Here is a 26,429-nt window from a genome sequence, read left to right as displayed (position 1 = left end):
TGGCCGATGGTAGGTCGGTCAGCCGGCAACGTGTTACATCCGGACATGCTTCAGCGTGAAATCCATCGCGGTATTCCGGGTCCATCTGCAGCATGCCGACAATAAAGGGAGGACTCCGGATGAACACATGGACAAAGGGCGCGCTGGTCGTCGCGGTACTGGCGGGCGCCGCTGCGCTGTATACATATATGCAGAAGGAATCGCCGCCTGCCGATGCACCGTCGGTGGCGGTCGCGCCGCCTGCGGAACCGGCGCCGGCCGAAACGCCGGTCGAGGTGCCGAATTACCCGATCACACCGCCGCCCGACGCGGCGCCTGCGTCGCCCACTGCCGCCCCGGTCGACAGCGATGCCGTGATGCGCGACGGACTGGCCGGCCTGTTCGGCGCCGCGTTCGACAAATACTTCAGCTCGACCGACATCGTGCGCCGCATCGTCGTGACCGTCGACAACCTGCCGCGCGAACGGGTGACGCGGCGGCTGATGCCGGTCAAGCCGGTGCCCGGCGCGCCGGTGACCGCCGGCAGCGGCGACACGCTGACGCTCGACGCCGCCAACAGCGCGCGCTACGACGTATATGTGCAGCTGGCCGAGATGGTGCCCACCGCGCAACTGGTTGATCTGTACGTGCGCCATTACCCGCTGTTCCAGCAGCAGTACGTCGAGCTGGGCTATCCGAATGGCTACTTCAACAACCGCCTGGTCGAAGTGATCGACCACCTGCTCGCCACGCCGGTCGTGCCCAGGCCGATCCGGTTGAAGCAGCCCAAGGTGCTGTACACCTTCGCGGACCCGGAACTGGAAAAGCTGTCGGAGGGGCAGAAAATGATGCTGCGCATGGGCGACGCCAACGCGGAACGCGTCCGCGCCAAGCTCGCCGACATCCGCGCCGCCGTGACGCGCCAGCCCTGAGCGGTTCGTAAGGGAAAGTAGCCCCTGCTGGAGTGGCACTCTGTGAAGCGGCGGCCTGTGGGAGCGGCGCCCTGTGGGAGATTCTATGTCTGAGCACAAGTGTTTTTGTGCTCCCTGGGTTGGTATTGCGAGCCGGTTTTCATGAGAGAGAACGCAACGCGAGCGATCTTTCTCGCGAGTGCGACGAGGGCCTGAGTGCAGGAGAATCCGCGAGCGATGCAGGCCTGATAGAAGGGTTTCCAGGTGGCTGAGCGGCTGGCTGCCATGGCGGCGTTGTGCAGGAGTCGGCGCACCTCCGGGTCGCCCTTTTTGCTCAGGGTGCCGCGGGCGTTCTGGTTTCCCGATTGGCGCACGCACACATCGAGCCCGAGATAGGCGATGAAGGCGTCTGCGCTTTTGAAGGCGCCCCGATGGAAGGTCGCGCACAAGGCGGCGGCGCTCAGCGGACCGACGCCTTCGATACCCTGGCAGCGGCGGTGATCGTCGATCCAGTCGCTGGCTTTGAGCTTTTCCACGATCTGGGCCTGAATCTGCTGGGCGAGCCGGTCGGCCTTGGCCAGCAAGGCGCGCACCTCGCGCTTGAAGCCGGGCAGATCGAACAGGCTCTGGCGCAAGATGACGGCGGTCCGGACCAGGGTGGCGCGACGACGCAGCAGTTGCTGCACGCGTTGCGTGGCCTCGGGCGGCAGCGTGTAGGGGCGCAGGTGCGAGCCCTCTTTGGCGACGTAGCGGGCGATGAGCCGGGCGTCGATCGGGTCGGTCTTGGCCCGCACGCTGGTGGCGCCGCGGTAGCGCGAGAGGCGGTAGCCGTCGATCAGGTAGAGCGGGTGCCCGGCCTTGATCACGGCGTCGCGCAGCGCGAGGTGGTAGGTGCCGGTGGCCTCGCAGCCGATGTGCAGCGGGCCGCTGGGCAAGGTGCGCAGCCAGGCCCGGATGGCTAGAGGGGTGTTGTCGATGCGCTGCACCGGGCCGTGCTCGCCCAGTGCGATATCGAGGCTGGCTTTGGATACGTCGATGCCGATGTGAATCGGCGAAGGCTGACTTGTCATGAACAGGCGCTCCCGACTAAGGTTTAGGGACTTGTCGGGACTCACCAGGCAATCGCTTGCAGGATATGGTCGATCAGGGCCGGCGAGGGCCGCGTCGATGGATTCCTCATGGGTGCTCGATGGTGAGGGGCGGGACGATATCTCCCACGGTCTGTGCAAAAGCCAGAAGCGGCGTTAGTCCCTCCACCCCGACAAGTTCTCACTACAACTTGCCGAGACAGAACATACAAGCGGCGGCCTCGCCGCGATCGGCGCAGCGATGATCGATGATCAACGTGCGTATCGCGGCGAGGCCGCCGCTCCCACAGCCAGAGCCAGCTCCCACAGCCAGAGCCAGCTCCCACAGCCAGAGCCAGCTCCCACAGCCAGAGCCAGCTCCCACAGCCAGAGCCAGCTCCCACAGCCAGAGCCAGCTCCCACGCGATAGCCAGCCCCCGCAGCCCCACCCACACCAGCCGATTGCCATGAAGACAACGCCGTCGGCACTTCGTTAAGCTGCACCTTTCGAATCTGGCTGGAGATGGCGATGCATGACGTGAAGGCGCTGGTGTTCGATGTGTTCGGCACGCTGGTCGACTGGCGCACCGCCATCGCGCGCGAGGCGGAGACGCTGCTCGGGGGCGTCGGCATCGTCATCGATGGCCTGGCGCTGGCGGACGCATGGCGCGCGGAATACCAGCCAGCGATGGAAGAAGTCAGGGCGGGCCGGTTGCCCTTCATGAAGCTTGACGCACTGCATCGGCGCAACCTCGACATCGTGCTGACCGCCTTCGACGCCGAACGCGCCGACGAGGCCACGCGACATGCGCTCACGCTTGCCTGGCACCGGCTCGACGCCTGGCCCGACGTGGCCGCCGGGCTCGCCGCACTGCGCCCGCACTACCGGCTCGCACCATGTTCCAACGGGCACATCGCGCTGATGGTCGATCTGGCGCGACGCAACGACTTCCCGTGGGACGCCATCACCGGCGCCGAACTGGCGCGCGACTACAAGCCCAAGGCCATCGTCTACCAATCGGCCGCCGACGCCTTCGACCTTGCCCCCGGACTGACGATGATGGTCGCCGCCCATTCGTCCGACCTGGCCGGTGCCGCAGCCGCCGGGCTGCGCACCGCCTTCATCGCCCGCCCGGACGAGCACGGCCCGGGACGCGGCGAATCGAAGCCCACCGTGCCGGTGGATATCGCGGTCGATAGCGTCATCGAGCTGGCGCACGCGCTGCACGGCGCCATCAGGTCGCGCTGACCGCGGCCGCTGCATCGTCCCGACGCATGCCGAGCCGCTGACGGCAGCGCGGATAGCCGGTGCAGCCCCAGAAATCAGGACGCCCTTCGCGCCCCGCGACCGCCTTCATCTTCAGCCCGCATTTCGGGCAGGTCGGCGTGCTGTAGTCGCCGGCGGTGGCAAAGCGCAGCAGTGCTTCGGCAGAGGCGGCGGGCAGACGATTGATCATCATCAGGAACATGTCGCCATCGATCAGCGTGATGCGGTTGCTGCGCGCGAACGCCTTTGCGTCGTCGGAAAACCGGCTGCTGGTCATGAAGAAGGCCTTGGCGACCTTTTCGTGCGTCATGACGCCGAGCAGTTCGCGCACCGGCTTCACGCCCACGAAACGTTCGCCCCAGGCCTTGCACTGCACGATCGAGGTGGCACGGCCGGAATCGTCCTGGAACAGGCGGACGTCGATGCCCCCGTCCGGGCCGAGCGGCGTGGTGAGGCTCCGGATGCCCTTGATTTCGTAAAACTTCTGGCACAGGTCTTCGAAGCGCTTCCATTCGATGGCGCGCATCAGTTCGATCGACCACGCCGAGGGCGCGGGCGCGGGTGAGGGCGCTGTGCGTGGCGCGGCAGCGCGGATGCTTTCAGGGCCGATGTCGTCCGGCACCCGTTCGGATCCGGATCGGCTCGATGCATGGCCATCGGGCGCGGGTCGCTGCCGAGATGCGCGGGCCGCCCGGTCTGCCGGTTGCGGTGCCGGCGCCGAACCGGCGCGCATCACGACCGTCTTCACGAACACGAGCGCGCCCAGCAGGAAGCAGATGCCGGCAAGCAGCCAGGCCATGTTCGACAGGGCCGTCGCAACAGTCATGAGGATGGGATTGTCTGCCCACATCGAAGGCAATATCTGCTTGAAGCCTACGAGGATGGCGACGCCGAGGATCACGCTGACATACCACGGTGAGTCGAGCAGCAGCGCGACCAGCCCTGTGTCCTTGGTTCCGCGGCGGCGTTGGCTGGCCATGAGTGTCCTTTCGTAGGCAATTGAGAAAACCGGATGGAATACTACATCGTCAAGTCGATGCGGCCGGGGGGTGACATGCCTGCATGCGGTCAGGCGGTGGCCGGTACCGCGCAACGGCCGACCGTTGCACAACGGCGCGCACCGGCCCGCGGCGCTGCAGCATGCGGGGCTTTTTCGCTGCGCTACACTGCGCCGGGCAGTCAATTCGAGCGGAGCGCGGCACGCATGAGGCGATTCGGAGGTTTGCACCTGAAGGCGGCGCGATGACGACGGCACCGCTGTCCCACCACGACATCCTCGCGCTGGTCGAGCCATTCGTCCGGCGCGGGCGTCCGGTCGATCTGCCGGCGAGCGACCGGCTCAGGCGGCAGCTGGTGTTCCGGCCGGTGTCGCACGGTGCCGATTCATCAGGCAATGCGGCACTGGTCGAGGTATTGCAGCTCGACCAGCCGGCGGCCGATCGCTACCGGCTGACCCGTACGCTGACGCATGCGTCGGGCGTCGCGGCGCGTCTGGTCGCTGAGGGCGCGCCGCCGGGCGAGCTGCTGGCGCGCGTCGAGGCAATCGACGTGCAGCGGCAGTTCCGCAAGATCGGGCGTTTCGTCATCGGGTTGTCGTACCGGCTCGGTGGCGGTGACGGACTTTGGCGCGACGACACGACCGTCGATGCGCCGGTGCTGACCGACGCCGATGCGCGCGGTGCAGGCATCTTGCTGACGATGGAGGTGTCGTCGGTCAAGGGCGTGCCGGCGGAACTGAAACTGGTCGAGGGTGGCGAGGGCACGGTCGAGCTGCCGGATGATCTGCTGGCAGTGCTCGGCCGCGACTGGGACTGCTTTCGCCGCAGCCTGGCCGACCAGGGCGGCTGGCGCGGCACCGTGCGGCTGCGCGGACGGGGGGTGGCGCGCAGCGCCGATGCCGAACGCAAGCTCGAACAGACGGTTGCCCATCTCGACCGCACGCTGTCGCGATCGCCCGATGCCTTCCATGCCGACTGGCGCGCCGCACGCTGGGGCGTGTTCCTGCGCCGCACGATTCCGGTGGCGACCTGCATCGGCCTGATCCTCGCGGCGGCGGCGGTACCGTATTTCGGCATTTCGGAAGATTCGGTCATCCACATGCTGCTGTTCAATTCGCCGCCGCTGCTGCTGGTGCTGTTTTTCAGCATGCGCGAAATGCCGCGCATCGAACTGCCGCCGCGGCCACGCCGTCTGAGTGCTGCGGCGTGGCGTGCGCCGTCATCCGTGCAAGCGGTGCCGACCCACTGAGGTTTTCCGGTTCAAGCGAGGTTCGATGTCTGCCAATCCGATGAACATTCCGCCGGTATCGGTGGCGGCCGCCAAGGCGGCGCTGATCGAACAGTTCGCCGACCCGGTGCTGCGCCGGCGCGCAACCATGCTGTGGGGCTCGCGCGGCGTCGGCAAGTCGTCGGTGGTGCGTCAGGTGGCGGCGCACTACGGCGTGCCGCTGGTCGATCTGCGCCTGACCACGATCGAGCCGGTGGACATCCGCGGCGCCATCTATGCCGACGAGGTGCAGGGCAAGACGGTTTGGTTTCCGCCCGAATTCCTGCCCGCCGCCGACGCGCCCGACGGCATCCTGTTTCTCGACGAACTGACCGCAGCCGACCAGCGGCTGCAGATTTCCGCCTATTCGCTGATTCTCGACCGACGCGTCGGCAACTACCGGCTGCCCGACGGCTGGCAGGTGATCGCCGCCGGCAATGCGAGCTTTCACGGCGCCGTGTGTCATGACATGGGCACCGCGCTGGCCGACCGCATGTTCCACTTCAACGTGCAGACGGTGATCGACGCCTTTCTGTCGCACGCGCTGGCCATGGGTTTCGCATCCGAGGTGATGGCCTATCTGAAGGTGCGGCCGGACAAGCTCGACGACACCCAGGCCCAGCTTGCGAATGATTACCTGATCGGCGCCAGCCCGCGCGGCTGGGAAGACATTTCGAATGTGCTGAAGTCGGGCGTGTCGGAAGCGGCGCAGCGGCTGTTCGTTCAGGGCCGCATCGGCGCGGCGAATGCGGCCGAGTTCTTCGGCGTGCTGCGCGAACTGCGCGCCGGTGCCGACGTGATGCGCCTGCTCGACACGCCGCGCGGTCCGGCCACTGCCGCCTTGCTGCCGCAGACGCTCGACGGCCTGTACGGCCTGATCTACGGTCTGCTCGCCGCCTGTACCGATGCGCCGCGCATGACGCGCGGGCTGGACATCATCGACCAGCTGCCGGACATCCGGGGCAGCGTGCCGCTGCCGATCCGCGAGGCGCAGACGCTGGCGATGGAACTGCTGATGCAGAAGGCGCTGGAAGGCGATCTGGCGGCGGCCATTCTCGACAGCCCGGCCTACCGGCGCTATGTCGAGCAGCGTCGCGATGCCTGAAGGCACTCCGTCGGCGGGCCACTCGCTGTACATCCATCGCGGCACGCGCGCGGTGCAGCGCATGGTCGAGTTCGCGCCAGCCACCGGCGGGCTGGCGCTGTGGGTGCGCCATCGCGACCTGCCGGCCGACGCCGACACCACGCCGGCGCCGCTCACCACAGACGGCCACACCATCTTCTACGGTGCCGCCTTCGAGCGGCTGCCGATCGAGGAACAGGCCGCTCGCGTGGCGCACGAGGTGCTGCACATCGCGCTGCGCCACCCGCAGCGCTTCGTCGAACTGCAGCAGGTGCTCGGCGACGTCGACCTGCAGCTGTTCAATCTGTGTGCCGACGCGCTGATCAACAGCGCGCTGTCTCACCTCGAATGGCTGCGTCAGCCGGCCACCGCCGTACAGCTCGACCGCCTGCTGACGACCGTGCTGGGCATCGACCAGCCGGTCGAGAAATCGCTGCTGGAATGGGATGTCGAGCGCCTGTACCGGGCCATCGACGACCGCCGGCCGCCGCCGTCGGGCGGGCGCAGCCGCACGCCGCGCCAGCACGGTGGCCAGGACGCCGACACGGCGGGCGGTGCGACCACGCCTGCACCGCAGGCGGACGGCACGCAAGCCGCCGCGCAACCCGATGGACCGAAGTCGGGCCGGGTCAGGGCGTTCGGCTGCGAATCGGAACGCGACCTGGTGCCCGCCCCCGGCACGCGCGGCCCGCCGGAGGCGGAAGCGGAGCAGGCGCGCGAGTGGAGCGAGCGTCTGATCCGCGGCCACGCGAACGATGGTGCGCATTCGATGCTGCGCACGCTGATCGCCGATCTGCCGCGCAGCCGCACGCCGTGGGAACAGGTGTTGCGCACCCAGCTCGCGCGCAGCCTGTCGCCGAAGCGCGATGTGTCGTGGTCGCGGCCGTCGCGTTCGTACATCGCCAACCAGGGCCGCGCCGGCCCGCGCCACCGCATGCCGTGGGAACCGGGCTTCAGCGCGGCGAAGACCGTACCGCGGCTGGCGCTGATCGTCGATGTGTCGGGCTCGATCGACGATGCGCTGATGGCCCGCTTCACGCGCGAGATCGAAGCCATCAGCCGCCGGCTCGAGGCCGGGCTGGTACTCATCATCGGTGACGACCGGGTGCAGCGCGTCGAACAGTTCGCCGCCGGGCGCGCCGATCTGGGGGGGCTCACCTTCACCGGCGGTGGCGGCACCGACTTCACGCCGCTGCTCGAAGAAGCCGACCGTCATCGGCCGGACATCGCCGTCGTGCTGACCGACCTCGACGGCCCGGCGCGCTTCCGACCGCGCTGGCCCGTGCTGTGGGCGGTGCCGGAATCGGCCCGGCGCGCGCACGTGCCGTTCGGCCGCCTGCTGCCATTCGACTGATCGCTGATCGGCGGTCACGCGGACCGGGGGCGCTGCCCGAAACAGTCGCAGACGAGCGCTCTGCGCGCGTTACGCGAGCTGGTTCGGCGGGGTGCTTTCGGCCGCCGGGTCCGCGGCGCCGGCGCGCGCAGCCGGCTGACGGGCCGCTTCAGCCTGCGATGCGCGCAGCATGCCGTTCATGCGGCTCCACATCGACAGCAGATACAGCGACAGGAACAGCGCGATGTAGTACTCGCGTGTTTCCGGGTCGTAGGTCCAGTAAGGAATGACTTCTTCGGTCGCGTTCTGGTACCAGTAGCCGCAGCGCAGCGCGAGATAGAGCACGGCGGTCGGCACCACGATGTGGGTCGGCCAGAACCAGTGACTGAATGAGGTCGTGTCGGGCGTCGATCGGCGGATCGCACGCCACAGCGGCAGGATGATGCCGCCGAGCAGCAGCCACCATTCGACGATCATGCGCGGCTTCTGGTTGAACCAGGTGCTCACGTTGTGCAGATTGGTCTCTTTCTGCTTGTTGATTTCGCTCATCCGCTCACCGGCTTCCCAGCCGAAGTAGTGCTGGCCCCAGCTCGCTTCTTCACCCGCGAAATAGATGCAGGCCAGGGCACAGCCCAGCGCGACCCAGCCGGTCGTCCAGTGCGGCAAGGCGCGGCGGCGCGAGAACACGATGAAGCCGGCGACGATGGCCGGCAACATGACGAGGATGGTGCCGTTTTCGATGATGCCGTAAGGATTGACTTCGTCGCGTACCGTCATCAGTTCGTACAGCGGCGGCGCAAAATAGTTGCCAACGACTACCGCGATCATGACCAGCGGAGGAAACACGCCCCACCACAAGACCGACAGTTCACTGCTTTCCCGATTCATCCCCTTGCTCCCACGCTCGCCGCACGGCAGGCGTGCGGTCTGGTCCCGGCCTTGGCGGCAGGTGTTTTTCCCCTGCGTGAATTACAGCACAGAATTAATGAATTCTTAATGTGCTGTTAATGATTAATTAATTTTTCAGACGAACCGACAAGGGTGCAGGGAAACGCCGTTGCGAGCAGACGTGGCTGTCCAGACGCTGGCCTGGCGGCGCGCCATGCGGGTCAGGCGGGTGCGGTGCGGAAGGGGTGTGATCAGCCCGTCGCGTCGGGCTTTTTCAGGCAGGGAATGTGCGACCAGTCGAAGCCGGGCAGGAAGCCGAGCAGCTGGTCGACGGCACCGGAGTGCGGGCGGTCGCCCAACACCATGGCACGTACTTCGCGCGCGAAGCGGGCGTCCGGTACCCGGCTGAAGGACAGGCCACCCGATAGCGCGGTCGATTCGGCCATGAAGGCGACGCCGACGCCGGCCCTGACCATGGTCTGCACCCAGTCTTCGCGCGGGGTCTGCTGCACGACTTTCACGTCGACGCCGCGTTCGGCCATCACGCGCTCGATGTAGAGGCTGAACTCGCACAGGCTGCGCTGGCAGTAGGCCTCGCCCTGCAGATCGGTGAGCGACAGGGCAGCCCGCTGGCCGAAGCGGTGCGCCGGCCCGTGCGCCACCACGAAATCCTCCGTGTACAGCACCGGTCCGCTGAAGCGCCGGGCGATGGCAAACGGTGACGCGAGCAGCGCGACATCGATGTCGCCCTTGTCGAGCGCGTCGATCAGCGCCTCCATCGAACCTTCGCGGAACTGGATATCGGCCTTGGGGAAGGCGTGCTGAAAGGCGAGGAAGGCCGGGAAGATGGCGTTCAGGTCTATCGTGCAGATGATGCCGACGCGTACGGATTCCGCGCGGTCCCTTTGCAGGCGGCGTGCCAGTTCGCGCGTCTGGCTGGTCGCGGCATAGATCTGCTGCAGGCTGGGCAGCATCGAGCGGCCGAAATCTGTCAGGCTGACCGCCACCTTGCTGCGGTCGAACAGCAGCCCGCCGAGCGCGTCTTCCAGCTTCTGTATCGCCTTGGTCAGTGCCGGTTGCGACACGAAGCAGCGTTCGGCTGCGCGCGTGAAGTTCAAGGTTTCGGCCACGGCGAGGCAGTAGCGGATCTGATAAAGCTCCACGTTTCACTCCTGATGACGGCGCCCGGGCGATAAGCACGGTTTATCGCTCGATGAAAACTTGTGATTTCCGGCACGTCCTTCCGCTGACGACAATATCCGGTGTCTTGTCGCGGAATGCTCACGTTCCACTCAGGTTCCAGTATGCCCACCCACCTTGACAGTCTGACGGCGCGCACCGCGGCGCGGCAAGCCGCCGAGCGCAAGACAGCAGGCGGCGCGCGATGACGCGCGCCGCAGAGGACGAACTGGACGGACTGCGGCGGGCCGTGGCGGCGCGGTCGCTGGGCATCGAAGCGGACGTCGGGCTGACCGACGCATTGCTGCAGCGCTACCGGCGTGCGCTCGAGCGTCGGGTTGCCGATGCGCTGCGCCGCCGCTATCCGTGCAGTGCCGCCATGATCGGCCGCCGGTGTTTCCTTGCGCTGGTGCGGCGGCTGGTCATCGAACGTCGTGATGTCGTCACTTTTCGGCAGGCCGAGCAGATCGTGGCCGGCGGGTGGTTCGGGCAGCAGCAGACACTGCAGGCGCTGCCCTGGCTGGGCGAACTGATCCGGCTGGAATCGATGCTCGCCGACATGACGGTCGCACCGCTCGCGCGACGCCGTTCGCTGTTGCAGGTGCTGCATTTCCATTCGGACTAGGATGTGGTGCGAATTTACGACTGGTGGCGCAGCGGCGCCCGGGTTGCTGCACCGTCGCCCGGCCATCGCGTTGCGGTGCTCATCGTGGGTCGATCGGGGCACTTGCGCATCATCAGGTTGCCGTGCGTACCGTCTGCACGCCCATGGGCGAACCACACACCGCTCGCGACCACGCCGCCCGGCGGATAGCCGGGCGGCGTGACGCGCGCAGCTCGGGCCTGCCGATCAGCCGTTGCCGCCGCCGTAATGCTTCTCGCCCATCCATTCCTTGGCGTCGAGCATGCCGTCGCCGTTCTTGTCCATCTTGCCGAAACTCATTTCCATCGTTTTCATGAATTCGGCCTTGCTGATCATCTTGTCGCCGTCGCTGTCCATCTTCTTCATGACTTCCATCGTGCGCATCTTTCCGGAAAAGTCCATGAAATACACGGACGTCTCGTCGGGGCCGGCCTGGGCGGCGCTGGCGGCGATCGACAGCAGCAGGGTGAGCGACGCGGTGCGCAGCGACTCTTTGAGCGTAATCATCGGGTGACTCCTTGGTTGACGGGCGGTGACGACCCGGACAGGGAGACTGCGCGAGTCATCCGCACGAGTATCCGAAGTGCCATGAAGGCTGTGAAATACCGAGTTTCGATGACCCGATAACCGGCACCTATCACGCTGCCCGACGAGGGGGGCACCCCGGTGTGGCGACGGTCAGGCAGCCCACAGCGCCCACACCAGCGCGATCAGGATGATCACGTTCAGCCCGACGCTCAGCCCGTGCAGCAGGCCGAAGCGGCGGCGGTCGCCGCGGTCGGTGGCGGCATTCACGGCCGGCGTGACACCCCACAGTGAAATGGCGAACAGCACGCTGCTGACGGCCGCCGCCATGCGCACCGCCTGCGGTGCATCGATCACGGCCGCGACCAGGCAGGCGGCGCCCAGTACGGCGTAGTACTTGGGAAAGAAGTTGCGCACATACACACTGGCCCACTGCTGCGGCAACACCTTGAAGATGCCGGGCGCGACCGCCACGGTGAAAAACAGCATCACGCCCACCACACCTGCCACGATCAGTTCGCTCAGCATCGCCCTGCCTCCGGTGTGCACCTCAGGGCAACAGACCCTGCGTGCCTGCGGCACAGACAGGCCGCCGCGCCGCAGGTTCTGCCGATCCGGGACTTGCGCACAACGGGCGGGCAGTGAATTCTGTGATCCGCTGCGGAGCAGGGACCGCCCTGGATCGCGCGAACCATGAGGGCTGGACATGTCATCCGGAACGCCCGCAAGGGCCGCTGAACGCGCGGCTGGAATGACGAGCGCCGTGCGGCTGATCGCCGCGCTGCTGCTGACCGTGGTGACCGGCGCTTTCGTGCTGGCCACCAACCGCGACCTCCAGATGTCGTGCACGCCGCACGGCATGCTGAACCTGCAGTTTGCGGGCTCGGCCGACTGTGCCCGGCTGGTGCTGCAGAGCTGGGGCGGTCAGTGTGCGGACACCGAAGCGCAGCGCGTGCTGCACGGGTGCGCAGCGCCGGCGCGCCCGCCGGACGCGGCGCAGCAGCGCGTCGAAGCGCGCGCACCGGATGCTCGGCTGCACACGGCGCGGCAGACGCTCTTTGCCGATTTCGCCTTCATGACGGCGTACTCGATCTTCCTGTGGATGCTGTGCGCGCGCGCTGCGGCCACGCTCGGCGGCGCGCCGCGCCGCGTCGGGCAGGCGGCGACATTCGCGGCGCCGCTGGCCGGTCTTGCCGACGTCAGCGAAAACATTGCGCACCTGATGTTTCTGGCCGCCGGCGCCGACGGCCCGGGCGAGGCGCTGTTTGCCTGGGGGCATTACAGCGTGATGCTGAAGTGGGGGGTGATCGGCCTGATCGTGGCGTTTCTGGCTGCGGCAGGGCTGCGCATGCTGTTCAGGCGGGCGCAGCCGGCCGAAGCGCGGCGTTGATCAGCCGCGCAGCAGTTGCAGCGCGAGATTCGGGAAGGCGTTGGCCTGCGCCAGCATGGCCGTACCGGCCTGCTGCAGGATCTGCTTGCGCGTCAGTTCGGCGGTTTCCTGCGCGAAGTCGGCGTCCATGACGCGCGAGCGCGCCGCACTGGTGTTTTCTTCCGACAGGCGCGCGGCCTGGGTGGCCATGTCGAAGCGCGACATGACGCCGCCGAGCTTGGCGCGTTCGGCGGCGAGGTGTTCGATCGCCTGATCGACATGCACGATGGCGCGCGTGGCCTGGTTCGTCAGATCGACGCCATCCACGCCGAGATTGATGGCGCTGACGCCGCCCACCGACACATTGATGGTCTGTTTCGACGCCGCGCCGACCTGGAAAGCCATCTGCTGGGCGCCGGTGCCGCCGGTGATGCCGCCCGGCCAGGTGAGCTGGAAGCTGGTCAGCGGCTGTTCGCTGTACTGCGTGCCGCGATCGGTCAGCACGCTGATGGCCGATTTCACGGCGCCTCCGTCGGCATCGAGACCACCGATGGCGCCGGTGTCGGCATTCGTCAGATTCAGGCCGGCGATGTAGCCGGCAGCAGCGGCGTTGAATTGGGTGCCGAAGTCAGCCAGACCGGCGAAGGCGCCGCCGCTGGCGTTGGCGAGCGCCTGGTCGAGCGTGCTGCCGGCGTTGGCGCTCAGATAGGTCATGATGTCCTTGACGCCCTTGCCGCCGGTCGCCTTGATTTCGTCATGCATGTAGCGCAGTGCGGCGTAGCCGGCCGAGTAGCCGGCGCTCGCGGCGACACTGTCGGCGTTGAATGCGGCCAGCATGCCGGCCAGTCCGGCGCCGCCGTTGTAGTCGATCGACAGCCGCTCGTCGGCGCCATGGATGAATTCGGCCGCGCCCTCCTTGAACCAGTTGGGCAGCGCGGTGAAGTTCATCGAACGCCCCATCACTGCATGCACCATTTCGTGCGCGATGATGCGATCGTTGTAGAAGGGTGCGTTGCCGCCATTGGGCAGGTTCGGCGGCGAGAAATCCGCCATGTCGATGTTCAGGAACTGATCGGTCACCTTGCCGCCGGGCGCGCCGACACCGGACACCGATGCCGCCACGCCGCCGGCGCCGTCGGTGAAGGTGACATTCACGGTCAGTGACGCACCGTCACCATAGATGCCGAAACTGTCGCCGATCAGGGTTTCCGCCTCTTCGAGCCAGCCCAGACGCAGCCCGTCGACCACGGCGCGGATGTTCGGGTCATCGCCGCCGATGCTGCCGGTGGTCTGCGCGAATACCTGTTTGCCGTTGAACTGGGTGTGCTGCGATACCTGGGTAATGCCCTGCAGCAGCGCGCCGGCTTCTTCCTGCAGCGCTGCCCGGTCGGATGTCGACAGGCTGTCGCTGGCCGCCTGGACCGCCAGTTCGCGCACCCGCTGCAGCGACTCGGCGATCGAACCCATGGCGCCTTCGGTCACCTGCACCATCGAAATGGCGTCGTTGATGTTGCGCACCGACTGGCGTTCGCCGCGGATCAGCGCCTCCATGCGCGAACCGATCGCCAGGCCGGCGGCGTCGTCGGCCGCGTTGTTGACCCGCAACCCCGACGACAGACGCTGCAGCGTGCGTGCCATGCCCTGACTCGTCTGGTCAAGGTGGCGCTGCGTATTCAGCGAATAGGGGTTGGATGCGATCCGCACGATCCGTTTTCTGTCGCGATGTCTGCGGGGAAAATTCCCGTCAGGCGAGTTTGCGGCAGGCGTGCAGCATTACTTGAGCGCCACAGAGGTGGCTGAATGCTGAAAAATGTGGCGGGGCTGCTGCTGCTGCCCCGCCTGCGATCAGGCGCCTTCCGGTCGCACGTTCGCGACGCTGCCGTCAGATCGCCCTTTCAGATAGGCGTACAGGTCGTCGATCTTGTCGGCCAGGAAGGGGTGGCCGGGCATGCCGAGTGCGATGCGCCCTTCGAGCACGGCCTTCTTGAAGTCGTCCTTCGACAGCGTCTTCAGCGACGTGATCAGCGACGGGCCGACCATGCCCTCTTGCGCCGGACCGTGGCAGCGCTCGCACGCAGCCGCCCGCCAGGCCTTCCAGCCCTTCACGACATCGCCGCCGGCAGCCGCTGCCGCGACGTCGGTTGCTGCGGCCGTCGGTGCCTCGGCCGGCGCGGGTGTGGCTGCGGGCGCCGGTTCAGGGGCTGGCGCGGCGGCGGCCGGCGCCGGCGTCGCCGTGACCTCGGCGATGGGCGCCGGGCTGACTTCAATGACCGGAGCGGTTGCCGCGGCGGGCGGCGGGGCGACAGGTTCGGGTTCGGCCGGCTGACCGCACGCGCCCAGCAACAGCGCGAGCAGGCTTGCAGAAATGAGTTGAGCGGTTTTCAAGGCGTTTCTCCCGGTGGTTCGAGACGAGCAGGGTACTGCGATCCTTGACGGCGTGGCGCCCCGCGTCGGCGACGTCTGACGGCGCGGTCAGGGCGCCGCGTCCGGCTTCCCGCGGTTCGACGACATGTAGGCGATCAGTGCCATGCGCATGGCCTCTTCGACCGACATGTCCACCTGCGTCACCCAGCTGCGCGGCACGAACACGGTGTAGCCGCCGATCATGTAGCCCATGGGCAGATACACCGCCACCTGGTCCTCCAGTTCGGCCAGGCCGGCAGGCAGTCCGGCCATCGACTGCCGGGTGACCAGACCGGCGATGCCCATCTCATTGCCGGGCATCCGCAGCAGCACCACCTGCTGCGCCGATTCCGCATGCGGGGCGAAGTAGTCGGCGAAATTCTTCAGCGAGGAATAGATGCTCTTCACCACCGGCAGATTGGTGAACGGCAGTTCCACCCATGACAGCAGACGCCCCGTGAACCGCTGTGACACCAGGGCGCCGAGGGCGAGAATCATCAGCGCGCCGATGGCGATGCCCAGCCCCGGCAGATAGAAGTCGCCGATGATCGGCCGGATCATCGACATCGCGAGCCGCTCGGTCCAGGTGACGAACAGCACCAGCACGTAAACGGTCAGCGCCACCGGCAGGAACGTGATCAGGCCACGGAAGAAATACTGGTAGAGGCGATTCATGGCGGGCAGTCAGGACGGGTTGCGGCGCAGCATACCGCGTGCCGGGAAACCGGGGGCAGGCCGCTGTGCGAGGGGCGCCGAGCTGCAGGTCCATCACGGGCCCGGCGCGTCCGTTGCAGGTGTCCGAAAGTCGCGCAGCCCGGTACTCGGCAGCGGGAGTCAGAAAAATTCAAGAAAATCCCGAGTCGCATCGGGGCGAACTGCTCTGGAAATGCCACGCGGGTCAGGTCTAGCCTGTGTGCCGTCCTGTTCCGGAAGCGCACGCAATGTCCCGATTCCCCCAGACCGCGCTGGTTGCTTTCGCGATCGTTCTGTTCAGCGCCCAGACGTCGGCCGCATCGCCGTTTGCAGGAGATCTGGCCCCGATCGGTCCGTCCGACTGGAGCCGTGCGCGTGCCGCTCACCTGCTCGAACGCGCCGGCTTCGGCGGCACGCCGGACGAGATCGACGCATTCGCCCGCCTGACCCCCGCCGAGGCGGTGTGCCGCCTCGTGTACTTCGAAGGCGCGCCCGCCGCCGAACTGCCGCCGTTCGATCATTCCGGCGTGTTCGAAGAGGGGCTGGACCCGTTCCCGGCCAGCCGGCCGGCCACCACCGATGCCGCCCGCGACAAGGGCGAGGTGATCGGTGTCCGCGTGAAGGACGGCGGCAACCGTCGCATGCAGCCGGTGGTGAACAAGTTCTTCTACTGGCTGCGCGCCAGCAAGCTCGAAACCGACCGCGTCGCCTACTGGTGGGCGAACCGCATGCTCACCTCGCCGCGCCCGCTGCAGGAGAAGATGGCGCTGTTCTGGCACGGCCACTTCGCCACCAACGAAGACAAGGTGCGCGACTACCGCAAGATGCTGAATCAGCTTGAGCTGTTCCAGAGCCAGGGCCTGGGCAACTTCCGCACCTTGCTGATCGGGGTCGCACAGGACCCGGCCATGCTCGCCTTCCTCGATGCCGGCGTGAACGTGAAGGGCGCTCCGAACGAGAACTTCGCCCGCGAAATCATGGAGCTGTTCACCATGGGCGTCGGGCACTACAGCGAGCACGACATCCGCGAGGCGGCCCGCGCCTTCACCGGCTGGAACTTCGAGGGTGTCGCCTTCCACATCGATGCCGCGAAGCACGATGACGCCGCCAAGGAGGTGCTCGGCCGGCGCGGCAACTTCGATGGCGTGCAGGTGATCGACATCATTCTCGACCAGCCGGTCACGCCGCGGTTTCTGGCAAGCAAGCTGTACCGCCACTTCGTGCGCGAAGACGTCGATCCGGCGCTGGCCGACGAACTGGGCCGCAGGCTGAAGGCGGTCAATTACGACATCGCGGCCTTCCTCGAAATGCTGCTGATGTCGCGCGATTTCCATGCGCCCGAGTCGGTGGCGACGCACATCAAGGGGCCGGTCGAACTGGTGGTGTCCACCTATCGCAAGCTCGGCCTCACCGAAGTGCCCGGCGTGCCCGACTTCAACGAAACCACGGCCGCCCTCGGTCAGCGCCTGATGCATCCGCCGACGGTGGCCGGCTGGGCGCAGGGGCGCAGCTGGATCACGCCGGGGCTGCTGCTGGAGCGCGGAAATTTCGTGCTCGACGTGGCGCTGCCGGACATCAACTACATTCCCGGCGATCGCTATCCGGCCGCGCAGGCCGGCTATGAAATCCGCTACGTGCATGAGCGCATCCGCAGCGGCCTCGATCTGACCACCGCCACCAAACCCGGCGGTGCCGATGGCGGCATGGAAATGATGGCGATGTCGACCCTGAGCGGCGACCGCGACGAAGACTTCAATACGCGCTATGGCAGCTATCGCGGCTGGCAGATGGCGGTCGAGCGCGTGAAGCCTATCTCGCGCACAGTGGCCCGGCTGGATCTGACCGGCATGGTGCTGAACGCCGGCTGCAGCACGCCGGAAGAGGTGGTCACCTATCTGGAACGCCGCTTCCTGTCGGTGCAGCTCGACGCGGCAACGCGGCACAAGCTGTCAGCCTTCCTGGAAAGGGAACTGGGCACGCGCGACATGAAGGCCACTTCAACCTACGCCGAAGATTCTCTGCGCCTGCTGCTGCATGTGCTGCTGAGCCGGCCCGAATACCAACTCGGCTGAACCGAAAGCACCGCAGCCCGCGCTGCAGGAGTCCGCATCATGAGCACAGACCACAATCGCCGCCGCATCCTGAAGGCCTCTGCCGGGCTGATGATTCCCGGCGTCTTCGGCACCATCGCGCGCGCCGCCGCGGCGGCCGAAGCGGAGGACCGCATCCTGGTGGTGTTCGAAATGTCCGGCGGCAACGACGGCCTGAACACCGTCGTGCCTTATGCCGACGACCGCTACTACCGCCTGCGGCCGACGATCGGCATCCGTCCGGACAAGGTGCGCAAGCTCGACGACCGCTTCGGCCTCAACCCGGGCATGGCCGGTTTCGAGCGGCTGTGGAAAGACGGCCGGCTCGCCATCGTGCACGGCTGCGGCTACGACAATCCGTCGTTCTCGCATTTCACGTCGATGGCCTATCTGCACACCGCCACGCCCAACAGCGGTGACGACTACGGCTGGGTTGGCCGTCTGGCCGACGCCATGTCGCCGGCGCCGGTGCCGAACTACCTGCTCAACATCGACACCGCGCAGTCGCTCGCGGTGCGCAGCCGCGTGCATACGCCTGTGGTGTTCGACGAACCGGACCGCTTCGTGCGCAGCGGCTTTCACCAGGCGCGTGCGCTGCTCGACGATGTGGCGGTGGCCAGCGCGGACAACCCGTCACGCCGCTACCTCGAACAGGTGGCGGTGAGCGCGCGCGAATCGTCGCTGGCGGTGCGCGATGCGTGGTCGAAATACAAGACCAATCAGGACTACGGCATCGTCCCGCTCGGTCTGCCCAAGGTCGCGGCCTGCATCGCGGCCGGACTGCCGACGCGGCTGTACTACGTGGGCTACCGCAACAACGCGTTCGACACCCACGTGCAGCAAGCCGACCTGCACCAGCGCCTCCTGTCCTACACCTCGGATTCGATCCACGGCTTCCTGCGCGACATGGAGCGCATCGGCCAGGCCGACCGCGTCAGCCTGCTGATCTTTTCCGAATTCGGGCGCCGGGTGCCGGAGAACACCAGTCTGGGCACCGACCACGGTACCGCCAACGTCATGTTCTTCGCCGGCAAGCAGGTCAAGGGCGGCCACTACGGCACACCGTCCGACCTGGGCGCGCTGGACGCGGGCGACAATCTTGTCCACACCACCGACTTCCGCTCGGTCTACGCCAGCGCCATCGACGGCTGGCTCAAGGTCGGCGCCGCCGACACGATACTCAAGGGCCGTTTTGCGCCGGTGCCGGTGTTCGGCTGAAGCGGGGGAGGAGCCTCGTCGTCTTGCTCAGTGGTCCTTTTGGCGATGTCGCGCCGATAAGTGCGTCCGGCCGGGGCAACGTGGGGCAAGGGGGTCACGGCAGGCGGATCGAGTTTTCTTGTGGGAGCGGCGGCCTCGCCGCGATCATCGCTGTGCGAAGTGCGCATCGCGGCGAGGCCGCCGCTCCCACAGAGGTTCCTCCCACGGAGGCGGCTTCCACCGGGGCTGCTGTCACGGGTTCTGCTCGCGCGGCAGTGGGCGCTGCTTTGAGGACGATGTCAGTCACTACCGAACAGTCGGGGCGGATGCCGTCGTGCATTCGCGGGACGCCACGGCGGTGGCGGACTGCGCGCGCCGGGCGTGCTCCGTGGTCCGTCTCACGTGCGCATTCCGTCAGGCCCGGGTGATCACGACCTCAAGGTATTCGCCAGGCACCACCAGCGCATCCGGACCGCCGACATTGAGTTCGTCCAGCAGGGCCAGGATGTCGCGCTCCAGTGCCGGGCGGACGTCCGGCGTCACGGCACCGAAGGCCTTGTGGATCGGACCGTAGAAGGTGCGGAAAACCTCCAGCCAGTGGGCGGCCGAGCGGTAGCGGAAGACGAAGTGCCGGCGCTCGCAACGCAGTTCTGCTGCGCGGGGGCCGAACAGCTCGACGATGTGCGGCTCGGTTCCCCACAGCGAGGGTGGCTTCACGCCTTGCGGCGGCGGCACGTAGGCGCCGATGATCTTGAACAGTCGTCCGATGAAGCCAGCGGGCGTCCAGTTGGCGAGCGCGATGCGGCCGCCGGAGCGCACCACGCGCAGCATTTCGCCGGCCGCCGCCGTATGGTCGGGCGTGAACATCACGCCGAAGGTCGACATCACGACGTCGAAGCGGGCGTCGTCGAAGGGCAGGCGCTCCGCGTCGGCGACACGGAACTGCACCGGCAGGCCTTCTGCAGCGGCACGTACGCGCGCGTTGTCGAGCAGCGCCTCGACATAGTCGGTGGAGGTGACTTCGGCGAACCGGCGTGCCGCGGCGAGGGTTGCGTTGCCGTTGCCGGCGGCGACATCGAGCACCTTTTCGCCGGCGCGCAGGTCGGCGGCCTCGGCGAGGGTTTCGCCGACGATTTGCAGCGTCGTGCCAATGACGGCATAGTCTCCACTCGCCCAGGTGGCATTCTGCCGTTGCTTGATGGCGTTGAAATCGGGCGCGGTGTTGTGGGTTTCGATTACGGCTGACATGTCGATCTCCTTCACGGGTTGAGGGGCGCGCCGCGCACGCCGTGGTGCGATGGGTGAGTCCGTTTGGCGGTGTGCGACGACGGGGCCATTCTTCATGTCCGGGCCGGTGGGCGATTCACCGCATGTCGTTGAAACTTGCTCGCGGCTCCGCGATTGCGCGATCACCTGACCCCGTGTCCGCGCAATTGATCAGGACGCCGCCGGGGAGGGATCATGCAGGGCGATCCGTTGTCGGATGTTCTGACGAGTGTGCGTCTGCGCGGCGCCATCTTCTATTACGTGAGCTGTGACGATCAGTGGGTGGCGGAAACGCCACCGTCGCCGGAACTGGCCGACGCGCTCAGTCCCGGCGCCGAGCATGTGATCGCCTATCACATGATCCTTCGTGGCGGCGGCTGGGCAGGAATGAATGGCGAGGCGCCGACACCGCTGCAGGCGGGGGACATCGTCATGTTCCCGCGTGGCGATGCCCACGTGCTCTCCAGCGCGCCCGGCATGCGCGCGGCCGGGGGCGATCAATCCTGGCGCGCGACGACGCGGGACGATCCCAAACCCATCCTGATCGCGTTCCACGACGGCGTGTGCGACTTGGGTGCGGAAGTGCCCTCCAGTCGGGCCAGCATCACGCTGGTGTGCGGTTTCATCAGTTGCGACCTGAGGCCGTTCAATCCGCTGATACAGGCCTTGCCGCCGATGCTGCACATTCCGTCGACCGGTGTCGGCGCCTGGGTCGCGCCCATGCTCGAACAGGCAGTCGTGGAGTCGCGTCACAGGCGGGCCGGAAGTGCGGCGGTGCTGGAGCGCGTCAGCGAAATGGTGTTTGTCGATGCCGCGCGCCGCTATCTTGAATCCTTGCCCGAGAACGGTGGCAGCGGCTGGCTCGCGGCGCTGCGCGATCGCTACATCGGCAAGGCGATTGCGCTGATGCACGCGCACCCGGCAGAGGACTGGACGGTGGATGAACTGGGCCGACGGGTCGGCCTCTCGCGCTCCGCGCTGCATGAGCGCTTCGTTGAATGCGTCGGCATGCCACCCATGCACTACCTGACCCATTGGCGCATGCAGCTCGGTGCCAATCTGATGCGCGAAGGCCAGGCGTCGGTCGCCACGGTCGCTCAGGAGATCGGTTACGAATCCGAGGCGGCGTTCTCGCGGGCGTTCAAGCGCCTGACCGGGCAACCCCCCGCGAAATGGCGGCGTGCGCAGCGCATGGCGGGCTAGCGCAGGAAACAGGCTTGGGAGCTGGCGACAGAAAACCGGGGGCGACGTAACACGCGGTCCATCCCCTGTTTTCACTCCGCAATGCGGCCATCGCAGCACAGATCGGAGCGGGGGTTTCGGCGAGCACTGCTCGCCGCCCGCAAAGCCGGCTGGCCATACAGGGCCAGCCGTGGATCGCCGCTCCCTCTGAGACTGCTGCTACAAAGGCTGCTCCCACAGAAACAGCTTCCGCAGTAGCCAGCGGCGCAGCGTTGGCCGGCTGCGGCAGGTCATAGATATCCTCAGGTCAGCGTCAGGTCAGCGTCTTGCACGCCTTGATGCAGTCCTGGCACGCATCGTGACAGGCCTTGCATTCGGCGTGATGATCGACGTGCGGCTTGCATGCGTCGGCGCAGCGGTTGCAGCCTCCGAGCGCCACCTTGGCGGTAATGCGTTCGTCGCGAGCCGGAGGTTGGCGCTCGTGCGGCCGTGGTGACCAGCGGCCACATCCGCGCGCCGCTTGCCCTTCTACGGGACCGACCCCTTACACGAGGCTGCCGCGTACATGCGGTGCCACCGTGTAGAGGACCGATCCCCTGAACGTGCCTGCGAGAATCAGTGCTTCGTCGCCCTCCTGCGCCGGCGACCTGCGAAGCCGGTCATGACCGCCAGGCCTCCGAGCATCATCGCCCAGGTGCCCGGCTCGGGTACCGCCACGACATTGATGTTGACCAGCGCCGAACTCGTGCGGCCGAGCTCGTCGATTGAAAAGTACTGGAAGGTTGCCAGCCCGGCAAAGCCCGGATCGGCGAGGTAGCGGAAGCTGCCATCGGTGAAGACGCTGGCCAGCGTACCGCTGCTCGGATCGAAGAAACTCGAAACCATGACTTCTCCGATGCCGCCGCGATCGTTCGCCAGCAGGCCGGGTGCAAGGATGTCGAGCGTTCCGCCGCTGAGTACCGAGAACGTGTCGTCGAACGCCACCGGAATCGACGCCGCCGCATCGATGAACACGGTCGCGGTGGCGTTGCGGCCAAGCTCGTCGAGGCTGCTGTAGGTGAAGCTTGCTACACCGGCGAAGCCGTACTCCGGGGTGTAGCTGAAGCTGCCGTTGGTGATCACGCTGTCGAGCGTGCCCGAGGTCGGATCGAAGAAACTGGCCACGACGACCTCGCCAATGCCACCGCGATCATTGGCCAGCAGGCCCGGCGCCGAAACGTTGAGGGTCAGGCCGCTCAAGGTGTAATAGTCGTCGCGTGCCTGCGGCAGCGTGGTGCTGGCATCGATCGTCACCGTGGCGCTCGATGAGCGGCTGTACGCGTCGAGGATGGAGTAGTCGAACGTCGTGATGCCGGAAAAGCCCCGCTCGGGCGTGTACAGGAAGGCGCCGCTGGTGAGCAGGTTGTTCAGCGTGCCCGACCCCGGATCGAAGAAGCTGCTGACGATCACGCCGGTGCCGCTGTCGTTGGCCAGAATGCCGGGCGCCGAAATGCTGAGCGTGAGGCCGGTCAGTTCGAACAGGTCGTCGCGCGCCACCGGTTCAGGGGGCAGCGTGACGGCGAATGCATTGAAGGTGCTGCACGCGAGCAGGCTCGCAAGTACGGTGGTCGCTTTCATCAGTGGGATCCCGGTGGCGGAAGAAATCAGGGTGACCTCTGCCGTGTTCCATGATCATCGGTTGCCACGCGGTGGGCAAGCCGGGCGCATTGGGCGGCCGTGCGAGATTTCGCTCAGTCGAACGGACGATGGCGCCGGCGAGAGAAACTTCAGTTCAGAAGCTGCACCACTGCTCCTGGCACGGCACGCCGTCGCGGTCACCGTCTGTCTTCGTGTCCGGACAGTTCTTGATGAAGAAGGTCGCCTCGTCGCACGACGTCATCTGACTGCAGTGCTGGCGGCCGTCGCAGCGACGCTTCAACGATGTGTCTGAACCGAAGCCGTGCCGCCAGGGCGGCGCTTCGCGCTGGTTTTCGTGGGAGCCGCCTGTGGGAGCGGCGGCCTCGCCGCGATCAGTGCCGCGATGGTCGCATTGCAGAGTGCATATCGCGGCGAGGCCGCCGCTCCCACAGGTCTCTGCTCCCACAGGTACAGCTCCCGCAGCGCTTGCAGACCGAATGCGCAAACATGCCTGCAAATCGTTTGAACCCCGGGGTCTGCCGCCGTTACCATTCCACGCGGCGGCCGCGCACGTCAGCATTGCGCGCTAGAAAAGAACGATGAACCGAAGTCCCGCCTTGGCAACTCGAAGGCGCAATTTCCCGAGGTTTTCATGAGCAAAAGTGCGTCGACCGAAGTGGTGGCTTTGCGCGACAAGCGTCAGAAGCTGTTCAGCCTTTCCCTTCTTTTCATCGTCGGGTTCCTCATTCTGCTGCTGGCGCACTTCGTACCCGATTCGTTCGTCCAGAAAGTACTCACGTCGGTCGGCAGTGTGACGCTGGCGTTCGGGCTCACGTCCGTCATCACCCAGGTTTTTTCGCCGGCGCCCTTCGAGGGGGTGCTGCGCATGATCAACGAGCTTCTGGTCGTGCCCTGGCGTTCCAAGGAAGAGGAGCTGATGCCGCTGCGGAAGAAGTTCTATGGCTATCTGCTGACCGTGCGGGATGGCAAGTCGATCTGGGTGTATCGGGATTTCGATTTCGGAAACCTGGAGTTGCCGGGTTACCTGCACGCAGCCTTTCAGTACAGGACCAGCGCCGGCCGGACGATGAAATACAAGTACTACGGATTTCCGGTCCAGTCGCGGCTGCTGTTGATCGGTCGCAACGTCGACACCAGCAACGAGCCGGCGGTGATCCAGGTGGTCCCGCACTGCGGCCAGAGCGGCATCTACGCGGGCCTGGCATTTTTCGAGGTGCTCTCGGGTGCGCAGATCGTGTCGCCGACCATCATCTCGGCGGAACGGCTGGTCGATTCCGAGGTGTTCGGGGAGCTGGATGAGAACCAGAGCGCCACCCTGAATACCTTGTGGAACGCGAATTTCAAGAGCAGCTTCCACCTTCCCCCGGGCAGCGAACACCTGCTGCAGGGAAGCGCAGTCGTGCCGAAGGCAGGGTGAAGCGTAGAGCTCGAACACCCGCCCATGCATCCATTGCTGATCGTCCTAGCCGTCGCCCTCCTGGGCGTGGCGCTGGTGTTCCGCTTCCGCTATGTCGCGCTGCGCCGCGAAGCGCATATCCGCCATGCCGAACTGCCCAAGGGACTGTTCGAAAAGCTGCGTGCGCGTCACCCGCAACTGTCGCTGAAGGACTGTCAGCTGGTGGCGAACGGGCTGCGGCAGTTCTTCCTCGCGCACCTGAAGAGCGGCCGCAAATTCGTGGCCATGCCCAGTCAGGTGGTGGATGACCTGTGGCACGAATTCATTCTGTGCACGAAGAATTACGACAGCTTCTGCCGCCAGGGCTTCGGCCGCTTCCTGCACCACACGCCAGCGGTGGTGCTGACCGACGACCGGCTGAAGAACGCGGGCCTGCGCCGCTGCTGGTGGTTCGCCTGCCGCGAGGAGAACATCGACCCGCGCGCACCGAGCCGTCTGCCGCTGCTGTTCGCGCTGGACGCCAAGCTGAATATCGCCGGCGGCTTCAGTTACGTGCCGGACTGCGGCGTCGTGCGCCGGGCGGGCGCGGACAACAGCGGCAGCACGCCCTACTGCGGCAGCGATTTCTGCAGCGACGGCGTCGACGGCAGCACCGACGGCTTCGGCGACGGTGGGTCGGACGGGGGCGGTGACGGAGGCGGTTGCGGCGGCGACTGAGCGCTGCCACTTTGCTGCGGATGGGGTGCGCATGAAGCAGGGCTGCCGGCAGTGTTGACTGTGGTGCTGACAGTGGCCGCGGCGCCGGATCGCTTGCGGGCGTCGAGGACGTCATGTTGCGACGCTTCCCATTGGCCCGTCGCGACCGGACGCCCGCCTTGCGCTGGCTTCTGATGGCCAGCATGAAAACCGTGTCGATCCCGCTGACTTAGCGAGTCGGGCCGGCGATGGCCTCGTCGGTCGTTGAGGTGCGGGCGATGGACGAACCTGCAACGTGCGCCATCAGATGGCGGCGCATGTCCGTCCAGCTCGCGAGGGCTTACTTCCCCTTCGCCTGTCCGATGAAACTGGTTTCGGGGATTTCCTTCTCGCACGTTTCAGGTGTCGCCATCTCGGGATAGACGCGATACACCACTACGCCAAGTCCAACCGAAAGCCGCACGCACTTCTCTTCGTTCGCGCCAAGCGCAAAAGTGAGCTTTTTGTCGACTTCGGTCGACAGCACGACCTCGTAATTGTCGGCCGGCACGTCCATGTAAAAGAATCCGCCCGGCTGAGCGCTGCCGACAACCTTTCCGTTGAGTTTCACATCAGGCTGTATGCCGGAGCCGAAAACATTGCCTGTCCGATAGAACAGGATGCGCCCCTGGCCATCTGCCAGTGTTGGCATCGAGGGCCTGACCTCCGCATAACGCGGACCGGACGCGCAACCGGCCAGCACTGCGGTGGCAACGACAATCATTTGAAACGTACTGCGCATTACTCGTACTCCTTCCAGAGCGTTGGGTTTTGATCGGGAGACAGGGGCGAAAATGCGCGCTCCACAGGAAGATAGAATCCGACGAGTCGTCCGGATTTCACGACGAGATAGGCTTCGTGGACATGCGCACCTTCGACGGAAAATGTGCTTCCGTTCGACGCATATACGCCCCCCTCGGAAATTGCGCCGACCTGTCGCCAGCGCGAACCTGATGCAAGTACGCGCGTGTAGCCGGTACTCAGGCGAACTTCGATTTCGCGATCGACGCTGCGCATCGACACAACCTCAATCGCAGGTTCGAAACGGGCGGGATGACGAGGTACTTCAGATGCGCACGCAGCAAGCGTGAGCAGCGAAATGGCCAGGCAGCCGTGCATGCGCATGCCGTATCCGGTGTGACGGGGAAAAACCATAAGATGCTGTATGGGTCGATCGGAACAGGGCGCGGAGATTAGCACGTGCAGCTAAGAATATTGCTTTCAGCGAGTGAGTGCCAACCCACTGAATCGAACGTGCGCAGAGGGCGCGCCCTCTCCGT

26 protein-coding genes are annotated in these 26,429 nt (G+C 66.3%); 12 read left to right on the top strand and 14 right to left on the bottom strand.

Annotated features, from left to right (window positions below; genetic code table 11):
* The first annotated feature begins 119 nt into the window (after positions 1-119).
* The gene (locus BSY238_RS02830; RefSeq protein ID WP_083223895.1) at positions 120-911 is read left to right on the top strand and encodes a DUF3014 domain-containing protein; all 792 of its coding nucleotides are present in this window, start codon (positions 120-122) and stop codon (positions 909-911) included.
* 83 nt (positions 912-994) lie between these two features.
* On the opposite strand, the gene BSY238_RS02825 is transcribed toward BSY238_RS02830, so the two are convergent.
* A complete protein-coding gene (locus BSY238_RS02825; protein ID WP_069037672.1) occupies positions 995-1,960 on the bottom strand; it encodes an IS110 family transposase in 966 nt (321 codons plus the stop codon).
* A 526-nt stretch (positions 1,961-2,486) separates the two neighbouring features.
* On the opposite strand from BSY238_RS02825, the gene BSY238_RS02820 reads away from it, so the two are divergent.
* On the top strand, positions 2,487-3,206 hold the full coding sequence (locus BSY238_RS02820; protein WP_069040406.1) for a haloacid dehalogenase type II: 720 nt from the start codon (positions 2,487-2,489) through the stop codon (positions 3,204-3,206).
* On the opposite strand, the gene BSY238_RS02815 is transcribed toward BSY238_RS02820, so the two are convergent.
* Positions 3,193-4,203 (bottom strand): restriction endonuclease, encoded by a 1,011-nt coding sequence (locus tag BSY238_RS02815; protein WP_069037813.1) that lies wholly within the window; start codon positions 4,201-4,203, stop codon positions 3,193-3,195. The two genes, BSY238_RS02820 and BSY238_RS02815, sit on opposite strands and share 14 nt — an antisense overlap.
* A 263-nt stretch (positions 4,204-4,466) precedes the next feature.
* Between BSY238_RS02815 and BSY238_RS02805 the strand changes: the two genes are divergently transcribed.
* The 3 genes from BSY238_RS02805 to BSY238_RS02795 are packed head-to-tail and all read left to right on the top strand — an operon-like array spanning position 4,467 to position 7,966.
* On the top strand, positions 4,467-5,471 hold the full coding sequence (locus BSY238_RS02805; protein ID WP_069037811.1) for a hypothetical protein: 1,005 nt from the start codon (positions 4,467-4,469) through the stop codon (positions 5,469-5,471).
* Positions 5,472-5,496: 25 nt separating this feature from the next.
* A complete protein-coding gene (locus BSY238_RS02800; protein ID WP_069037810.1) occupies positions 5,497-6,594 on the top strand; it encodes an AAA family ATPase in 1,098 nt (365 codons plus the stop codon).
* Positions 6,587-7,966 carry a vWA domain-containing protein gene (locus BSY238_RS02795; protein ID WP_069040405.1) on the top strand — a complete coding sequence of 460 codons (1,380 nt, stop codon included), beginning with the start codon at positions 6,587-6,589 and terminating at the stop codon, positions 7,964-7,966. The genes BSY238_RS02800 and BSY238_RS02795 overlap by 8 nt, the downstream gene beginning before the upstream one ends.
* A gap of 69 nt (positions 7,967-8,035) precedes the next feature.
* Here BSY238_RS02795 and BSY238_RS02790 read toward each other — a convergent pair whose 3' ends face one another.
* A complete protein-coding gene (locus BSY238_RS02790) occupies positions 8,036-8,833 on the bottom strand; it encodes a hypothetical protein (RefSeq protein ID WP_069037809.1) in 798 nt (265 codons plus the stop codon).
* A 251-nt stretch (positions 8,834-9,084) separates the two neighbouring features.
* A complete protein-coding gene (locus BSY238_RS02785) occupies positions 9,085-9,996 on the bottom strand; it encodes a LysR family transcriptional regulator (protein WP_069037808.1) in 912 nt (303 codons plus the stop codon).
* 221 nt (positions 9,997-10,217) lie between these two features.
* Between BSY238_RS02785 and BSY238_RS02780 the strand changes: the two genes are divergently transcribed.
* Positions 10,218-10,637, top strand: coding sequence for a putative DNA-binding domain-containing protein (locus tag BSY238_RS02780; protein ID WP_069037807.1), 420 nt, complete (start codon positions 10,218-10,220; stop codon positions 10,635-10,637).
* A 225-nt stretch (positions 10,638-10,862) separates the two neighbouring features.
* Here the strand turns inward: BSY238_RS02780 and BSY238_RS02775 are convergent, their stop codons facing one another.
* Positions 10,863-11,162 (bottom strand): hypothetical protein, encoded by a 300-nt coding sequence (locus BSY238_RS02775; RefSeq protein WP_069037806.1) that lies wholly within the window; start codon positions 11,160-11,162, stop codon positions 10,863-10,865.
* Between the two features lie 171 nt (positions 11,163-11,333).
* Positions 11,334-11,708: a DUF4149 domain-containing protein gene (locus BSY238_RS02770; RefSeq protein WP_069037805.1), complete on the bottom strand. Its 375-nt coding sequence runs from the start codon at positions 11,706-11,708 to the stop codon at positions 11,334-11,336.
* Positions 11,709-11,931: 223 nt separating this feature from the next.
* On the opposite strand from BSY238_RS02770, the gene BSY238_RS02765 reads away from it, so the two are divergent.
* Entirely contained in the window at positions 11,932-12,570 is a 639-nt protein-coding gene (locus tag BSY238_RS02765; RefSeq protein WP_069037804.1) for a hypothetical protein, read from the top strand.
* Here the strand turns inward: BSY238_RS02765 and BSY238_RS02760 are convergent, their stop codons facing one another.
* The 3 genes from BSY238_RS02760 to BSY238_RS02750 form a co-directional block, all read right to left on the bottom strand.
* Positions 12,571-14,253 (bottom strand): flagellinolysin, encoded by a 1,683-nt coding sequence (locus tag BSY238_RS02760; protein WP_083223894.1) that lies wholly within the window; start codon positions 14,251-14,253, stop codon positions 12,571-12,573.
* A 141-nt stretch (positions 14,254-14,394) separates the two neighbouring features.
* On the bottom strand, positions 14,395-14,934 hold the full coding sequence (locus tag BSY238_RS02755) for a c-type cytochrome (protein WP_069037802.1): 540 nt from the start codon (positions 14,932-14,934) through the stop codon (positions 14,395-14,397).
* A gap of 87 nt (positions 14,935-15,021) precedes the next feature.
* Positions 15,022-15,627 carry a DUF502 domain-containing protein gene (locus BSY238_RS02750; RefSeq protein WP_069037801.1) on the bottom strand — a complete coding sequence of 202 codons (606 nt, stop codon included), beginning with the start codon at positions 15,625-15,627 and terminating at the stop codon, positions 15,022-15,024.
* A 266-nt stretch (positions 15,628-15,893) separates the two neighbouring features.
* Between BSY238_RS02750 and BSY238_RS02745 the strand changes: the two genes are divergently transcribed.
* Both BSY238_RS02745 and BSY238_RS02740 read left to right on the top strand, forming a co-directional pair.
* Positions 15,894-17,717 carry a DUF1800 domain-containing protein gene (locus BSY238_RS02745; RefSeq protein ID WP_069037800.1) on the top strand — a complete coding sequence of 608 codons (1,824 nt, stop codon included), beginning with the start codon at positions 15,894-15,896 and terminating at the stop codon, positions 17,715-17,717.
* 39 nt (positions 17,718-17,756) lie between these two features.
* Positions 17,757-18,953 (top strand): DUF1501 domain-containing protein, encoded by a 1,197-nt coding sequence (locus BSY238_RS02740; protein WP_069037799.1) that lies wholly within the window; start codon positions 17,757-17,759, stop codon positions 18,951-18,953.
* Between the two features lie 393 nt (positions 18,954-19,346).
* Here the strand turns inward: BSY238_RS02740 and BSY238_RS02735 are convergent, their stop codons facing one another.
* Positions 19,347-20,345, bottom strand: coding sequence for a class I SAM-dependent methyltransferase (locus tag BSY238_RS02735; RefSeq protein ID WP_223300242.1), 999 nt, complete (start codon positions 20,343-20,345; stop codon positions 19,347-19,349).
* Positions 20,346-20,393: 48 nt separating this feature from the next.
* On the opposite strand from BSY238_RS02735, the gene BSY238_RS02730 reads away from it, so the two are divergent.
* The gene (locus BSY238_RS02730; RefSeq protein ID WP_069037798.1) at positions 20,394-21,401 is read left to right on the top strand and encodes an AraC family transcriptional regulator; all 1,008 of its coding nucleotides are present in this window, start codon (positions 20,394-20,396) and stop codon (positions 21,399-21,401) included.
* Positions 21,402-21,995: 594 nt separating this feature from the next.
* Here the strand turns inward: BSY238_RS02730 and BSY238_RS02725 are convergent.
* Positions 21,996-22,997 carry an Ig-like domain-containing protein gene (locus BSY238_RS02725; RefSeq protein WP_069037797.1) on the bottom strand — a complete coding sequence of 334 codons (1,002 nt, stop codon included), beginning with the start codon at positions 22,995-22,997 and terminating at the stop codon, positions 21,996-21,998.
* Positions 22,998-23,151: 154 nt separating this feature from the next.
* Entirely contained in the window at positions 23,152-23,298 is a 147-nt protein-coding gene (locus BSY238_RS18645; RefSeq protein WP_223300241.1) for an excalibur calcium-binding domain-containing protein, read from the bottom strand.
* A gap of 351 nt (positions 23,299-23,649) precedes the next feature.
* On the opposite strand from BSY238_RS18645, the gene BSY238_RS02715 reads away from it, so the two are divergent.
* Positions 23,650-24,435, top strand: coding sequence for a hypothetical protein (locus BSY238_RS02715; RefSeq protein WP_069037795.1), 786 nt, complete (start codon positions 23,650-23,652; stop codon positions 24,433-24,435).
* A 24-nt stretch (positions 24,436-24,459) separates the two neighbouring features.
* Positions 24,460-25,131, top strand: coding sequence for a glycine-rich domain-containing protein (locus tag BSY238_RS02710; RefSeq protein ID WP_069037794.1), 672 nt, complete (start codon positions 24,460-24,462; stop codon positions 25,129-25,131).
* A 319-nt stretch (positions 25,132-25,450) separates the two neighbouring features.
* Here BSY238_RS02710 and BSY238_RS02705 read toward each other — a convergent pair whose 3' ends face one another.
* A complete protein-coding gene (locus BSY238_RS02705; protein ID WP_083223892.1) occupies positions 25,451-25,891 on the bottom strand; it encodes a DUF2846 domain-containing protein in 441 nt (146 codons plus the stop codon).
* Complete coding sequence (locus BSY238_RS02700; RefSeq protein WP_069037792.1) at positions 25,891-26,274, bottom strand: hypothetical protein; 384 nt, start codon at positions 26,272-26,274, stop codon at positions 25,891-25,893. The genes BSY238_RS02705 and BSY238_RS02700 overlap by 1 nt, the downstream gene beginning before the upstream one ends.
* Positions 26,275-26,429: the final 155 nt, after the last annotated feature.

The organism is Methyloversatilis sp. RAC08, from assembly GCF_001713355.1.
In the GTDB taxonomy this organism is placed as follows: Bacteria; Pseudomonadota; Gammaproteobacteria; order Burkholderiales; family Rhodocyclaceae; genus Methyloversatilis.
The sequence above is the reverse complement of the archived record's forward strand: the minus strand, read 5'-3'. Positions and strand labels throughout refer to the sequence as shown.

Bases quoted from the DNA above. Each gene is read 5' to 3' on its own strand.
- BSY238_RS02830 (WP_083223895.1), top strand. From the start codon at position 120: ATGAACACATGGACAAAGGGCGCGCTGGTCGTCGCGGTACTGGCGGGC.
- BSY238_RS02825 (WP_069037672.1), bottom strand. From the start codon at position 1,960: ATGACAAGTCAGCCTTCGCCGATTCACATCGGCATCGACGTATCCAAA.
- BSY238_RS02820 (WP_069040406.1), top strand. From the start codon at position 2,487: ATGCATGACGTGAAGGCGCTGGTGTTCGATGTGTTCGGCACGCTGGTC.
- BSY238_RS02815 (WP_069037813.1), bottom strand. From the start codon at position 4,203: ATGGCCAGCCAACGCCGCCGCGGAACCAAGGACACAGGGCTGGTCGCG.
- BSY238_RS02805 (WP_069037811.1), top strand. From the start codon at position 4,467: ATGACGACGGCACCGCTGTCCCACCACGACATCCTCGCGCTGGTCGAG.
- BSY238_RS02800 (WP_069037810.1), top strand. From the start codon at position 5,497: ATGTCTGCCAATCCGATGAACATTCCGCCGGTATCGGTGGCGGCCGCC.
- BSY238_RS02795 (WP_069040405.1), top strand. From the start codon at position 6,587: ATGCCTGAAGGCACTCCGTCGGCGGGCCACTCGCTGTACATCCATCGC.
- BSY238_RS02790 (WP_069037809.1), bottom strand. From the start codon at position 8,833: ATGAATCGGGAAAGCAGTGAACTGTCGGTCTTGTGGTGGGGCGTGTTT.
- BSY238_RS02780 (WP_069037807.1), top strand. From the start codon at position 10,218: ATGACGCGCGCCGCAGAGGACGAACTGGACGGACTGCGGCGGGCCGTG.
- BSY238_RS02775 (WP_069037806.1), bottom strand. From the start codon at position 11,162: ATGATTACGCTCAAAGAGTCGCTGCGCACCGCGTCGCTCACCCTGCTG.
- BSY238_RS02770 (WP_069037805.1), bottom strand. From the start codon at position 11,708: ATGCTGAGCGAACTGATCGTGGCAGGTGTGGTGGGCGTGATGCTGTTT.
- BSY238_RS02765 (WP_069037804.1), top strand. From the start codon at position 11,932: ATGACGAGCGCCGTGCGGCTGATCGCCGCGCTGCTGCTGACCGTGGTG.
- BSY238_RS02750 (WP_069037801.1), bottom strand. From the start codon at position 15,627: ATGAATCGCCTCTACCAGTATTTCTTCCGTGGCCTGATCACGTTCCTG.
- BSY238_RS02745 (WP_069037800.1), top strand. From the start codon at position 15,894: ATGTCCCGATTCCCCCAGACCGCGCTGGTTGCTTTCGCGATCGTTCTG.
- BSY238_RS02740 (WP_069037799.1), top strand. From the start codon at position 17,757: ATGAGCACAGACCACAATCGCCGCCGCATCCTGAAGGCCTCTGCCGGG.
- BSY238_RS02730 (WP_069037798.1), top strand. From the start codon at position 20,394: ATGCAGGGCGATCCGTTGTCGGATGTTCTGACGAGTGTGCGTCTGCGC.
- BSY238_RS02725 (WP_069037797.1), bottom strand. From the start codon at position 22,997: ATGAAAGCGACCACCGTACTTGCGAGCCTGCTCGCGTGCAGCACCTTC.
- BSY238_RS02715 (WP_069037795.1), top strand. From the start codon at position 23,650: ATGAGCAAAAGTGCGTCGACCGAAGTGGTGGCTTTGCGCGACAAGCGT.
- BSY238_RS02710 (WP_069037794.1), top strand. From the start codon at position 24,460: ATGCATCCATTGCTGATCGTCCTAGCCGTCGCCCTCCTGGGCGTGGCG.
- BSY238_RS02705 (WP_083223892.1), bottom strand. From the start codon at position 25,891: ATGCGCAGTACGTTTCAAATGATTGTCGTTGCCACCGCAGTGCTGGCC.
- BSY238_RS02700 (WP_069037792.1), bottom strand. From the start codon at position 26,274: ATGCGCATGCACGGCTGCCTGGCCATTTCGCTGCTCACGCTTGCTGCG.